We start from the raw sequence: 12,580 nt of genomic DNA, 5'->3' as shown, positions 1-12,580 counted from the left end.
CAACCTTCCATAGGCCGCTTCGACGGCCACACCCGCGCGATAAGAGACAGCAACTTCGGATGTTGACTGGAATATTCGATATGAATGTCAATGTAACGCTTCCCATTCCGGTCAGAGCATCGCTGACGGACGATCCCGCGGAAATCCTGGCATTTGCGGCGGACACGATGGAGAGCGGTGAGCACGTGGCGCTGGCGACCCTGATTGAGGTAAGGGGAGGCGCGGCTCGGGCACTGGGTTCTCACGTTGCCGTGGCGTCGGATGGCAGGTTCTGCGGATATGTGTCAGGTGGGTGTGTGGAGGCTGCGGTCGCGTCCGAAGCCCTGCATGCGATGGCAGCACGGGAGGACCGGACCGTCAAGTTCGGGACGGATTCTCCATTTTTCGATATCGTTCTGCCCTGCGGCGGCGGTATCACGGTCGCCATTCATCTACTGAGAGACGCATTTCCAATTCGCCAGGTCCTCTTGTTTCTGAAAATGCGGCAGGCGGGTGGACTGCGATATTCCCCCGATCAGCAGGCTCTGGAGTACTTTCGGCCGAGGGGGCCAAGTCGCTGGATGGAACGTGATTTCGTGACGGTCTACCCTCCAAGCCCGCGGGTTCTGATATCCGGCGATTCAATCGAGGCAAGGGCTGTCGCATCGATAGGCAAAGCTGCCGGTTATGAAGTTTTCCAGCGGGGCCGCGACCTGAAAGGAGTCGTCCCCGCAGTCGACGCGTTCACTGCGGTTGTTCTGCTCCATCACGACCTGGACGCCGAAGAGCCGGTCCTAAATGAGGCCCTCAACTCCCCGGCGTTTTACATCGGTGCTCTGGGTAGCGCCCGCACGCACGCAAAGAGAACGGAACGACTTCGGGCAACCGGTTGGTCGATCGAACAGATTGATCGTATCAAAGCTCCCATAGGGCTGTTCGGACCAACCCGGGACTCCAACTCGCTTGCGTTGTCCGTGATGGCCGATGTTGCGGCTTCCCGGCTTTCCATGCTCAAGAAGGCATCCGGTATCGCTTGGTTGTCCTCTTAGAGACGCTATCCGCTCGGCGGTGGTCAGAACCTTCTTCTTCTAAACGCCTTCCTCCGCAGGTGGCTCTCCGAACACTTGCCCCTCTCCTGCACCTCTTCCGTGCGAGTGCTTGGACCAGGTTCCACATGGCGGGCCTGAAGCCCCCGAACGCACTCCATTTCTGAGGTTTGAGAAAATCGTCTAGGTCCAAAAGGGGGAATGGAGCGATACGCAACATTTACCAGTAAACTCGATTGCCACTGCCAGAGCCTGACTGCTAACCGCCGGTTTATAATCGCCCTTTATATCTCGCCCAGCGAATTGCGCAGAGGGTGTTAAATGGCCGAGACACAGGTTGAAACTTATCATTTCTGTTACGATTTCAGCGGCGTAGAGCTATCAGCCGAGCAGTTATGGGAAGTCGAGAAATTAATTGAGGTCTTCCGTCAGGAGCTCCTTAATGATGACGAAAGCGACCCCATTGTCTTCTTCCAATTCGGATGCAATCACGATCGTATCGAATGGGATGACCAAGACTTTTCCCACATGGAAATCATCCCTCGCGTTACAATTTCTCTCGATTTTGAGGAGCTAGGGGCAGGTCGCTTCAATGCGTTGACGCCCGAAGGCGTCGCGGGATTGCTGTTCAAAGGTAGGAACCATAAGCAGTTTACGGAAGAACTGCTGAGCGCGTTGGTGTTAGAAAGAGATCGTGTGGCGCACGGAAAAGACTCGGACCTTCATATGCCAGATATACAAAAGCATATGAACAAAGCTCGAGGGGCAATTTTAACAAGCTTTAGGGCAGCGATGAAGAACTTGAAGTGATTTTCACTAGGGTCGCATGTGATGACGGCGATCCAAACCCCTTCGCCATCGGTTACTCCCAAATAACCGTTATCGCCAAGGTGAACGGCTGGCTGGCAGAGATCAAGTTCTGCTCGGTAATCCTGCCTCACTACCCAAGCCAGGAAGGCCTCAAGCCGGCGAGTTCCTCCAAGATAGTTAGATTCCACCCCGTCGCACTTCCGAGTGGGTCTGTTACGGACTTCCTGAAACAACGGCTGCGGTTGTGGAAATTGGTCGATGATCGAGACCAGGCAGACACCTCTTCCACGCTTTTGAGATTGTTATTAGCTGTCCAGTAATTGGACTGCTGTGATTTCGTTTCGCATTTGCAATACGTGAGGGTTAATGAAGTGCTTGCGGTTCATAACGCGTCAGATGCTATGGCCTTGGTCGCGAACTACCGGCAACCTGGGCAACGATGGCAGGCAAACCGCCTGTGCGGAGGATCAGCGACAGCGGCTTTCGCCGGAACAAATGCAAGAGGCCGTTGAACTTATCGTGGCTCGACTTTCTACGGGAATCGGACAGCTGAGAAGCGATATCGAACAAGGCCTCACCGGCCGGTTCAAGGTGACCGTCCATGGTCTGGTCTACGCGAAGCTATCTATTAATTTTGCGGGAAGACTGGTTGCGATCGAAAAACTCTCTGTGATGGAGGGAGACCGAAGGCAGGGATACTGCCGACGGTTCATTCAGAACCTTTACCGCGCCCTTGAGGCGCATGGGTTCGAAAGGATCGAGCTGACTGCATCGTTTGCCGGTCTCTTTGTCTGGGCACGGCTGGGTTTTCATCCGGTGTGGGCGAGCTGGAAAAAACAGCGAGCACGCCTCACGGAGTTACACAATCGCCACCAGGAGGAGCTTTCCCCGGTTAATCGGGACATTATAGGAGGGATCATTTCGGCAGATCATCCCGCGGGCATCTGTATTCTTGCAAACTCTAGCGGTACAGTTGACAATATACTATCACTCAGGGGGGCATCTTATTGCGTATTAACGTCGGCTGCGACTTGGGATGGGGAGCTTAAAGTAGGGAGTTACGCACATGAGCAATTTCTTTTCGGTCAGAAATAGCCAGAGGATGGTGCCGGCATACATCGATATACAGTATGACCTCGATAGCTCACCTCGAAATTTCGATTTCGAAAAATTGAGGAAAGGGTTTGCCGAATTCGGATATCCTCCAGAGTTGATCGAGGCAATACTATCGACCTATCCTAAGGTCGCTGATAGTGATGAGCAGGAAGCCATCGTTGATCATTCCAAGCCTAAAACAGAGGCCGCCTCGCAGACAGCGTGAAAGCGGGTTTGCCCCTACTGTGCGATCGAAACATACGGACAGATGAATTTCCTCGGCCAGGAATTGGAGTTTCCGCCTCGCAGCGGTCCTGTTTTAGGAGCGCCGAAGAGAGACGATGTTACATTCCTTCCCGCATCCGATCTCTCATGGGCTATCCGCCCGAACCGAACGATATACCTGATCGAGTAGGACCGCTCCATCGGGTCGCGAGACAGCGCGAATATGTGATCTCAACTTCTTTTCCTTCGCTTGAATCCACTTTGCGCCGCGAGTGAACGAAGGAGAGGAAGAGTAGGGATATTTTTCAGTTCAGGATATGAGCCGGAATCTACGGCCACAACACGTCCCTTGCTCACGAGGCTGAACCAACAATAGAGATGTCCCGCAACGCCATGCCACTGGCCGCCGTACAGGCCTCGCAACGGACGAACGCGACCCTCTATTTCGTCAGAGCCAGACACCATTATCGGAAGGTCTCTGACACTGCGGACGAACAAACGCCGCCCAAGTTTATCAGGGCGGCGTCTTTTTTTGGTTGTGCGAGCCAAGTCCTCACCTCAGAGCTGAGGTGTCTGAGGTGATTCGGCCTGCCTTGTCCCCCTCAAACGCATTTCTAAGGGCCTCTCAGACGCAAATCAGGGGTTACGGCGCATTTCTAAGGGCGCGGAGCAGTGGTGCTACTCGCCTCAGCTGCAGCCGCTCGTTGCACCGCATGTGTCGCACTTCTCGCAGGTGCCGTTACGGACCATCGTGAAGTTCTGGCATTCGGAGCACATGTTTCCGGTGTAGCCTTGCATGATCGAGCGGGCGCGGCGTTCGGCTTCGACCTTTTTCGCGTCGGACTTGGCGGAAGCGGCTTCGGCGGCTGCCTTGTCGGAGAAGAGGGCGGTTACCTCCTGTACGACTTCTTCAGCGATCTCCTCGGCGAGTTCGGCGGCGCGCTCTTCATAGTCGCGCTTGAAGGCCAGGACTTCCGATGTAGCGGCCGCTACCGCCGGTTCCAGCTTGCGGGCGGCGTTGCCGGCGATCGAGGTGACCGTGGCGCCTCCGGAGGCGCGAGCCGGTGCAGCGGTTGAGGCACCCTTAGGCTCGGAGAGCTGGCGATCGGCCGTGCCGCCGACGATGGTCGGCTTGTAGCCGCGGGTCCAGCCGGTCGAGACTAGGTTGGTCTTGCCTTCCTGGATGCCGCGGCCGAGCGCGGTATTGCCGAAGTCGGAAGTATCGACATGGGCAAGATCGTGGCGGCCGAGATAGGAGACGGCGAGTTCGCGGAACACGTAGTCGAGGATCGACGTCGCGTTCTTGATCGCGTCATTGCCCTGAACCATGCCGGCCGGCTCGAACTTGGTGAAGGTGAAGGCCTCCACATATTCTTCGAGCGGCACGCCATACTGCAGGCCGAGCGAGATGGCGATGGCGAAGTTGTTCATCATCGCGCGGAAGGCGGCACCTTCCTTATGCATGTCGATGAAGATCTCGCCCAGGCGGCCGTCGCCGAATTCGCCGGTGCGCAGGTAGACCTTGTGGCCGCCGACGATCGCCTTCTGGGTATAACCCTGGCGGCGGTTCGGCAGTTTTTCACGGGCGCGGATGACCTTCTCGATGACGCGCTCGACGATTTTCTCGGTGACGGCGACTGCCTGGGCAGCGGCCGGCGCCTGCATCAGTTCTTCGATCGCTTCCTCTTCCTCGTCGTCCTCGATCAGCGAGGCGTTCAGCGGCTGCGACAGCTTGGAACCGTCGCGGTAAAGCGCGTTCGCCTTCAGCGCGAGCTTCCAGGAGAGCATGTAGGCGTTCTTGCAATCCTCGACGGTCGCTTCGTTCGGCATGTTGATCGTCTTGGAGATCGCACCCGAGATGAAGGGCTGGGCGGCCGCCATCATGCGGATATGGCTTTCGACCGAAAGATAGCGCTTGCCGATCTTGCCGCACGGGTTGGCGCAATCGAACACCGGCAGGTGCTCGGCCTTGAGGAACGGCGCGCCTTCCAGTGTCATCGCGCCGCAGACATGGATATTGGCGGCTTCGATATCCTTCCTGGAGAAACCCAGGTGCTCGAGCAGGTTGAACTCGATCGAGGCAAGTTGCTCGTCGGTGACTTTCAGCGTGCCCTTGAGGAAATCGGCGCCGAGCGTCCACTGGTTGAAGACGAACTTGATGTCGAAGGCGGCCTTCAGCGCAGCGTTGACGGCCTCGATTTTCTCATCGGTGAAACCCTTGGCCTTGAGAGTCGTCGGGTTGATTGCCGGCGCCTGGTTGAGGTTGCCATGACCGACGGCATAAGCCTCGATCTCGGCGATCTGGCTTTCCGAGTAGCCGAGCGTGCGCAGCGCTTCCGGCACGGCGCGGTTGATGATCTTGAAGTAGCCGCCGCCGGCGAGCTTCTTGAACTTGACCAGGGCGAAATCGGGCTCGATGCCGGTGGTGTCACAATCCATGACGAGGCCGATCGTACCGGTCGGCGCGATCACGGTTGCCTGGGCATTGCGGTAGCCGTGCTTCTCGCCGAGCTCGACGGCCTTGTCCCAGGCGCTCTTGGCGTGTGCGATCAACTCCTGGTCAGGGCAATCACTGTGGACGAGCGCAACCGGGTTAACCGACAGGCTCTCATAACCCTTGATCTCGCCATAGGCCGCGCGGCGGTGATTGCGCATGACGCGCAGCATGTTGTCGCGGTTCGGCGCAAAGCCCGGGAAGGGGCCGAGCTTGGCCGAGATCTCGGCCGAGGTGGCATAAGCGATGCCGGTCATGATGGCGGTCAGCGCGCCGGCGATGGCGCGGCCTTCGGCCGAGTCATAGGGAATGCCTGATGACATCAGGAGGCCGCCGATATTGGCGTAGCCGAGGCCGAGCGTACGGTATTCGTAGGAGAGTTCGGCGATCTCGCGGGACGGGAACTGCGCCATCATCACCGAGACTTCGAGCACGATCGTCCAGAGGCGGACGGCATGTTCGTAATCGCCGATGTTGATCCGCTTGGTGGCGGCGTCCTTGAACTGCATCAGGTTCAGCGAGGCGAGGTTGCAGGCCGTGTCGTCGAGGAACATGTATTCCGAGCACGGGTTCGAGGCGCGGATCGGGCCGGCGGCCGGGCAGGTGTGCCAGTCGTTCATCGTCGTATTGAAGTGCAGGCCCGGATCGGCCGACGCCCAGGCGGCGTAGGAGATCGATTCCCAGAGGTCACGGGCCTTCAGCGTCTTCAGCACGCGGCCGTCCTTGCGGGCGGTGAGATTCCATTCGCCATCGGCCTCGACGGCGCGCAGGAAGTCGTCCTTGATCGAGACGGAGTTGTTGGAGTTCTGGCCGGAGACGGTCAGATAGGCCTCCGAATCCCAGTCCGTGTCATAGGTCTTGAACTCGATGTCCTTGTAGCCCTGACGCGCGAACTGGATGACGCGCTTGACGTAGTTTTCCGGAACCAGCGCCTGCTTGGCGGCGCGGATCTCGCGCTTCAGCGCGGGGTTCTGCTTAGGATCGAAGCAGGCGTCGTCGCTGCCGTCGCAGTTGACGCAAGCCTTCATGATCGCCTTGAGATGCTTGGCCACGATCTTGGAGCCGGTGACGAGAGCAGCGACCTTCTGCTCCTCCTTGACCTTCCAGTTGATATATTCCTCGATATCCGGATGGTCGATGTCGACGACGACCATCTTGGCGGCGCGCCGCGTCGTACCGCCCGACTTGATGGCGCCAGCCGCACGGTCGCCGATCTTCAGGAAGCTCATGAGGCCGGAGGACTTGCCGCCGCCCGAAAGCCTTTCACCTTCACCGCGCAGATGAGAGAAGTTGGAACCGGTGCCGGAGCCGTATTTGAACAGGCGGGCCTCACGCACCCAAAGGTCCATGATGCCGCCCTCGTTGACGAGGTCGTCGGCAACGGACTGGATGAAGCAGGCATGCGGCTGCGGATGCTCGTAAGCGGATTTCGACTTCGTCAGCTTGCCGGTGAAGGGATCGACATAGAAGTGGCCCTGGCCGGGGCCGTCGATGCCGTAGGCCCAGTGCAGGCCGGTGTTGAACCATTGCGGCGAGTTCGGTGCGACGCGCTGCGTGGCGAGCATATAGGCAAGCTCGTCGCGGAAAGCGGCTGCGTCCTCTTCCGTGTCGAAATAGCCGCCCTTCCAGCCCCAATAGGTCCAGGTGCCGGCCAGGCGATCGAAAACCTGGCGCGCATCGGTTTCGGAGCCGTACTGCTCATCCTTCGGCAGCGCCTTCAGCGCATCCGTGTCGGGCACCGAGCGCCACAGGAAGGAAGGCACGTCATTTTCCTCGATCCGCTTCAGCTTGGCCGGCACGCCCGCCTTGCGGAAGTACTTCTGCGCCAGGATGTCGGCGGCGACCTGGGAGAACTGCGCGGGAACGTCGATGTTCTCAAGACGGAAGACGATCGACCCATCCGGGTTCTTGATCTCACTCGTCGCCTTGCGGAAATCGATCTCGGCATAGGCGGATTGCCCGGCCTTCGTGAAACGACGTTCGATCTGCATTGTCCCGTGTCCTTTGTTGCCATGCGCCAAGGCGCAATTAACCCGCCTGGCCGCGAGGTGTCCGCAGCCAGCTCCAGCTTCCGTCTTTGAAGGAAACCCATGCCCTGGGTCACCCTGTATCTTGTGATGATGCTGGCTGCAAACACTAAATATAGTATTAACAAGTCATTTATGCCAGCCTGAATATTGCAGCGGCGGCCCGAAAATCGCGCAAAAATTCCCTGCCGCGATCACACGGGGTCACGCCCGCGGGTCGCATGCCAGAACCGACGATTTGGGGGGATGAACCGGCCGCTTAACTTCCCGGTCCGCCGCCGTCGCAACGTGAAATCCATTAACCGTGAATCGGCTCAGGGCGTCAAGGGGTGGTTTGTGACGGAAGTTTGAGCGCTATATGTTGTGTGGATCGACTGTGGAAAACGGGGACATCGATCAAGCCGTTGAAAATCAGGGACTTCCGCTGGTTGCCTGCGACAATGCCGTAGCGGCAGGCGGAAAATCAAAATTTTCAAGGATGAAAAAGCAGATGAGGGACATACCGTAGCGCTACCCGCGATTGCAAAAGCGGCGTGGATGTGACGCGTCCCGTCTGATTCGGTCTCGCAATGACTTTGAAGGCGGCGGCGCCATTCCGTTTGGGGAGCCGGCACAACATATAGTGTTGCCCTGCAACGCTGAGCCGCCTTTCAGAGGAATGATCGTTGCAGCAGCAATCACGGCCGCAACGAATCAACCAACGCTGCTGCTCCCTTCGGCGCCGCCCCCTTGAAACTACGCAGTTCCGGATGGAAAACCGTTGCACACTTTATCCTGGAATTGCTTTACCCCACGCGCTTCTGCAGTTCTCTGGCGCCGTTCGGCGCGTTGACCTTGCCCGAGGTGATGAAAAAGGCAAAAACGTCGCGGGGCGTCTTCTCTGCCTTGCGGTCCGGCGCGCTCTTTTCGAGCCCTTCCGACTCACCGCCCGCCGCAAAGGTCTTCAGCCGATCGGCCCATAGATCCAGCCCCTCGGGCGGATAGCAGGTCTTTACGTCATCGCTGCCTTTCTGCAGCCTTGCATAGACGAAGTCTGCGGTGACGTCGGCGATCATCGGATAGTCCGCATGTTCGGCGAGCACGACCGCCACCTTGTATTTGTTCAGCAGCTCGATGAAATCGGGTGCCTGAAAGGAAGGGTTGCGGACCTCGACCACATGACGAAGTCTCAGGCCGTCCTGCTTTTCCGGGAGGAGCTTCAGAAAGCCTTCAAAATCATCCGGCTCGAATTTCTTGGTTGGCGCGAACTGCCAAAGAATGGGGCCGAGGTGATCGCCCAGTTCCGTCAGTCCCTGGGTCAGGAATCTCTCCATCGATTCACCGGCTTCGGCGAGGACCTTGCGATTCGTCACGAAGCGGCTGGCCTTCAGGGAAAAGATAAAATCGTCCGGAACGTCGGCCGCCCAACGTGCAAAGGTCTCCGGCTTCTGTGAACTGTAATAGGTGCCGTTGACCTCGATCGTGCGTAGCTCCTTACCGGCGAATTCCAGCTGCCGCTTCTTCGGGAGGGCGGTAGGATAGAAGGTGCCTTCCCAGGGCTCGAAGGTCCAGCCGCCGATGCCGACGCGGATTTTCCCGGATTGTGTCATCGTCTCCTCCTCGAAACCCGCACGGGGCCGTTCATCTCATTTGCCGCCAAGAGCCTTAAGCCTTCGCGCGATCAGCATCGCCGATACCCATCAGGCCGGCCACCCGCTTCCAAGGCGTATTGCTCCCGAAGGAGCCCCGCATCACGCGCTTCATGCAATTGCCAGAATCCGCATCCGGGTCCGGAGGACCTCACTCCGCCGCCTCGACCTTCTTCACCGGCCGACGCTCCAGCAGTTCCTTCAGGAAATGGCCGGTATAGGAGCGCGGCTCCTTCACGACATCTTCGGGCGTGCCCTTGGCGATCACTTCGCCGCCGCCGTCGCCGCCTTCGGGACCGAAGTCGATGATCCAGTCCGCAGTCTTGATGACTTCGAGATTGTGCTCGATGACCACGACCGAATTTCCCTGGTTGACGAGCTCATGCAGGACTTCAAGAAGTTTCGCTACATCGTGGAAATGCAAGCCTGTTGTCGGCTCATCGAGTATGTAGAGCGTGCGGCCGGTCGAGCGTTTGGACAGTTCCTTGGCGAGCTTCACGCGCTGCGCCTCGCCGCCCGAAAGCGTATTCGCCTGCTGGCCGACCTTGATATAGCCGAGCCCCACCTGGTTGAGCGTCACGAGCTTGTCGCGCACGGAAGGCACAGCCGAAAAGAATTCGACGCCTTCCTCCACCGTCATGTCGAGCACGTCGGCAATCGACTTGCCTTTGAAATGCACGTCGAGCGTTTCGCGATTGTAACGTTTGCCGTGGCAGACGTCGCAGGTGACATAGACGTCGGGGAGGAAGTGCATCTCGATCTTGATGACGCCGTCGCCTTGGCAGGCTTCGCAGCGGCCGCCTTTGACGTTGAAGGAGAAGCGCCCCGGCTGGTAGCCGCGCGCCTTCGCCTCCGGAAGCCCAGCGAACCAGTCGCGAATCGGCGTGAAGGCGCCGGTATAGGTCGCCGGGTTCGACCGCGGCGTGCGGCCGATCGGCGACTGGTCGATGTCGATCACCTTGTCGATATGCTCGAAACCGTCGATCCGGTCGTGTTCGGCGGGATTTTCGCGCGCGCCCATGATGCGGCGTGCGGCCGCCTTGTAGAGCGTTTCGATGAGGAAAGTCGACTTGCCGCCGCCCGAAACGCCGGTGACGGCGGTGAAGACGCCAAGCGGGATCGAGGCCGTCACATCCTTCAGATTGTTGGCTCGCGCCCCTACGACCGTGATTTCCTTTTTCTTTTTTGGTTTCCGTCGCTCGCTCGGCACGGCGACCGCGAGTTCGCCGGAGAGGTATTTTCCGGTGAGCGACTTCGGATTTGTCATGATGTCGGACGGCATGCCTTCCGCCACGATCTCGCCGCCGTGGATGCCGGCCGCCGGGCCGATATCGACGACGTAGTCGGCGGTCAGGATTGCGTCTTCGTCATGCTCCACGACGATGACCGTGTTGCCGATATCGCGTAGATGCCGGAGCGTGTCGAGGAGGCGGGCATTGTCCCGCTGATGCAGGCCGATCGAAGGCTCGTCCAGCACGTAGAGCACGCCTGTCAGCCCGGAACCGATCTGCGAGGCGAGCCGGATACGTTGGCTTTCGCCACCGGAAAGCGTGCCGGAATTGCGCGAGAGGCTGAGATATTCGAGCCCGACATCGTTAAGGAAGCGCAGCCGCTCGCGAATCTCCTTGAGGATGCGCACGGCAATCTCGTTCTGCTTCGCGTTAAGGTGCTCGGGCAGGGTCTCGAACCAGTCGCGGGCGAGACGGATCGACATGTCCGTGACTTCGCCGATGTGCAGCTTGTTGATCTTGACCGCAAGCGCCTCCGGCTTCAGCCGATAACCGGCGCATGCCGGGCAGGGGGCGGCCGACATGAAACGCTCGATCTCCTCGCGCGCCCAGGCGCTGTCCGTCTCCTTCCAGCGGCGCTCGAGATTGGGCACGATGCCTTCGAAGGTCTTCGTGGTGTTGTAGGAACGCGCACCGTCTACATAATGGAAGACGATCTTCTCCTCCGTCCCGTGCAGGATAGCCCGCTGCGCCTCCTCGGAGAGCTCGCTCCAGCGGCTGCCGAGCTTGAAATCAAAGACCTTGCCCAACGCCTCGAGCGTTTGATTGTAATAAGGCGAAGACGATTTCGCCCAAGGCGCGATAGCACCATCTCGCAAGGTCCGGTTCGGTTCCGGGACGATCAACGCTTCGTCGATCTTCTGCTGGCTGCCAAGCCCGTCGCAGGTCGGGCAGGCGCCGAAGGGATTGTTGAAGGAAAAGAGCCGCGGCTCGATCTCCGGAATCGTGAATCCGGAGACTGGGCAAGCGAATTTCTCGGAGAACAGCACCCGCTCATGCGTCTCGTTCAACGACTTGTTTGCGGAACCGCCGGCGGCGGTTTCCTGCGGCGGCAGCGGCTTGTCGGCGAATTCGGCGATCGCCAGGCCATCGGCAAGCGTCAGGCAGGTCTCCAAGCTGTCGGCGAGACGTGTGGAGAGATCGGGCCGCACCACGACGCGATCGACGACGACGTCGATGTCGTGCTTGTATTTCTTGTCGAGCGCCGGCACGTCGGCAATTTCGTAAAACTGGCCGTCGACCTTGACGCGCTGGAAGCCCTTCTTCATCAGTTCGACAAGTTCCTTCTTGTACTCGCCCTTGCGGCCGCGCACGAGCGGCGCGAGGATGTAGAGCCGCGTTCCCTCGCCGAACTCCAGCACGCGATCGACCATCTGACTGACAGTTTGGCTCTCGATCGGCAGACCGGTGGCCGGCGAGTAGGGCACGCCGACGCGCGCGAAAAGCAGACGCATATAATCGTAGATCTCGGTGACCGTGCCGACCGTCGAGCGGGGGTTGCGCGAAGTCGTCTTCTGCTCGATCGAGATCGCTGGCGACAGGCCGTCGATCTGGTCGACGTCCGGCTTCTGCATCATTTCAAGGAACTGGCGTGCATAGGCCGAAAGGCTCTCGACATAGCGGCGCTGGCCCTCCGCGTATATTGTGTCGAATGCGAGCGAGGATTTGCCGGATCCGGAAAGCCCGGTCATCACGATCAGCTTGTTGCGCGGCAGATCAAGGTCGATACCCTTGAGATTGTGCTCGCGCGCACCACGAATGGAGATGGTCTTGAGTTCGCTCATCGGAAGCCAGCTTTGCATGTCGTTGAAAGCCTCCTATTTAATGACGACAACGCCCGTGTCGAGGCGCAATCGGCAAAGAGGCGGCTCAATTGCGATTCGGTTGACAGGATAATAGGGAAATAATAGAACAAAAAAAGAACAAATGTCAGCTATAATCTCGGCAAATCAGTTGTGGATTATGTGCGATGCGGGGCGTATCGGCG

At 58.9% G+C, this 12,580-nt stretch carries 6 protein-coding genes; 3 read left to right on the top strand and 3 right to left on the bottom strand.

Annotation, left to right across the window (positions count from 1 at the left end):
• The first annotated feature begins 80 nt into the window (after positions 1 to 80).
• The 3 genes from QN224_RS13715 (at position 81) to QN224_RS13705 (ending at position 3,156) form a co-directional block, all read left to right on the top strand.
• Positions 81 to 1,028, top strand: a complete 948-nt coding sequence (locus tag QN224_RS13715; protein WP_283977134.1) for an XdhC family protein — start codon at positions 81 to 83, stop codon at positions 1,026 to 1,028.
• Positions 1,029 to 1,346: 318 nt separating this feature from the next.
• Entirely contained in the window at positions 1,347 to 1,835 is a 489-nt protein-coding gene (locus QN224_RS13710) for a hypothetical protein (RefSeq protein WP_283977133.1), read from the top strand.
• 1,066 nt (positions 1,836 to 2,901) lie between these two features.
• Positions 2,902 to 3,156, top strand: coding sequence for a hypothetical protein (locus QN224_RS13705; protein WP_283977132.1), 255 nt, complete (start codon positions 2,902 to 2,904; stop codon positions 3,154 to 3,156).
• 686 nt (positions 3,157 to 3,842) lie between these two features.
• Here the strand turns inward: QN224_RS13705 and QN224_RS13700 are convergent.
• From QN224_RS13700 to uvrA, 3 genes are all read right to left on the bottom strand, one after another.
• On the bottom strand, positions 3,843 to 7,640 hold the full coding sequence (locus QN224_RS13700; RefSeq protein ID WP_283977131.1) for a vitamin B12-dependent ribonucleotide reductase: 3,798 nt from the start codon (positions 7,638 to 7,640) through the stop codon (positions 3,843 to 3,845).
• 821 nt (positions 7,641 to 8,461) lie between these two features.
• Complete coding sequence (locus tag QN224_RS13695; protein WP_283977130.1) at positions 8,462 to 9,265, bottom strand: DUF72 domain-containing protein; 804 nt, start codon at positions 9,263 to 9,265, stop codon at positions 8,462 to 8,464.
• Between the two features lie 190 nt (positions 9,266 to 9,455).
• On the bottom strand, positions 9,456 to 12,377 hold the full coding sequence (gene uvrA, locus QN224_RS13690; RefSeq protein WP_283977483.1) for an excinuclease ABC subunit UvrA: 2,922 nt from the start codon (positions 12,375 to 12,377) through the stop codon (positions 9,456 to 9,458).
• Between the last annotated feature and the right edge of the window lie 203 nt (positions 12,378 to 12,580).

The organism is Sinorhizobium sp. 7-81 (assembly GCF_030124405.1).
GTDB lineage: Bacteria > Pseudomonadota > Alphaproteobacteria > Rhizobiales > Rhizobiaceae > Sinorhizobium > Sinorhizobium psoraleae.
The sequence above is the reverse complement of the archived record's forward strand: the minus strand, read 5'-3'. Positions and strand labels throughout refer to the sequence as shown.

Excerpts from the sequence above, each read along its gene's own strand:
- QN224_RS13715 (WP_283977134.1), top strand. The coding sequence starts at position 81 with ATGAATGTCAATGTAACGCTTCCCATTCCGGTCAGAGCATCGCTGACG.
- QN224_RS13705 (WP_283977132.1), top strand. The coding sequence starts at position 2,902 with ATGAGCAATTTCTTTTCGGTCAGAAATAGCCAGAGGATGGTGCCGGCA.
- QN224_RS13695 (WP_283977130.1), bottom strand. The coding sequence starts at position 9,265 with ATGACACAATCCGGGAAAATCCGCGTCGGCATCGGCGGCTGGACCTTC.
- QN224_RS13710 (WP_283977133.1), top strand. The coding sequence starts at position 1,347 with ATGGCCGAGACACAGGTTGAAACTTATCATTTCTGTTACGATTTCAGC.
- uvrA (WP_283977483.1), bottom strand. The coding sequence starts at position 12,377 with ATGAGCGAACTCAAGACCATCTCCATTCGTGGTGCGCGCGAGCACAAT.
- QN224_RS13700 (WP_283977131.1), bottom strand. The coding sequence starts at position 7,640 with ATGCAGATCGAACGTCGTTTCACGAAGGCCGGGCAATCCGCCTATGCC.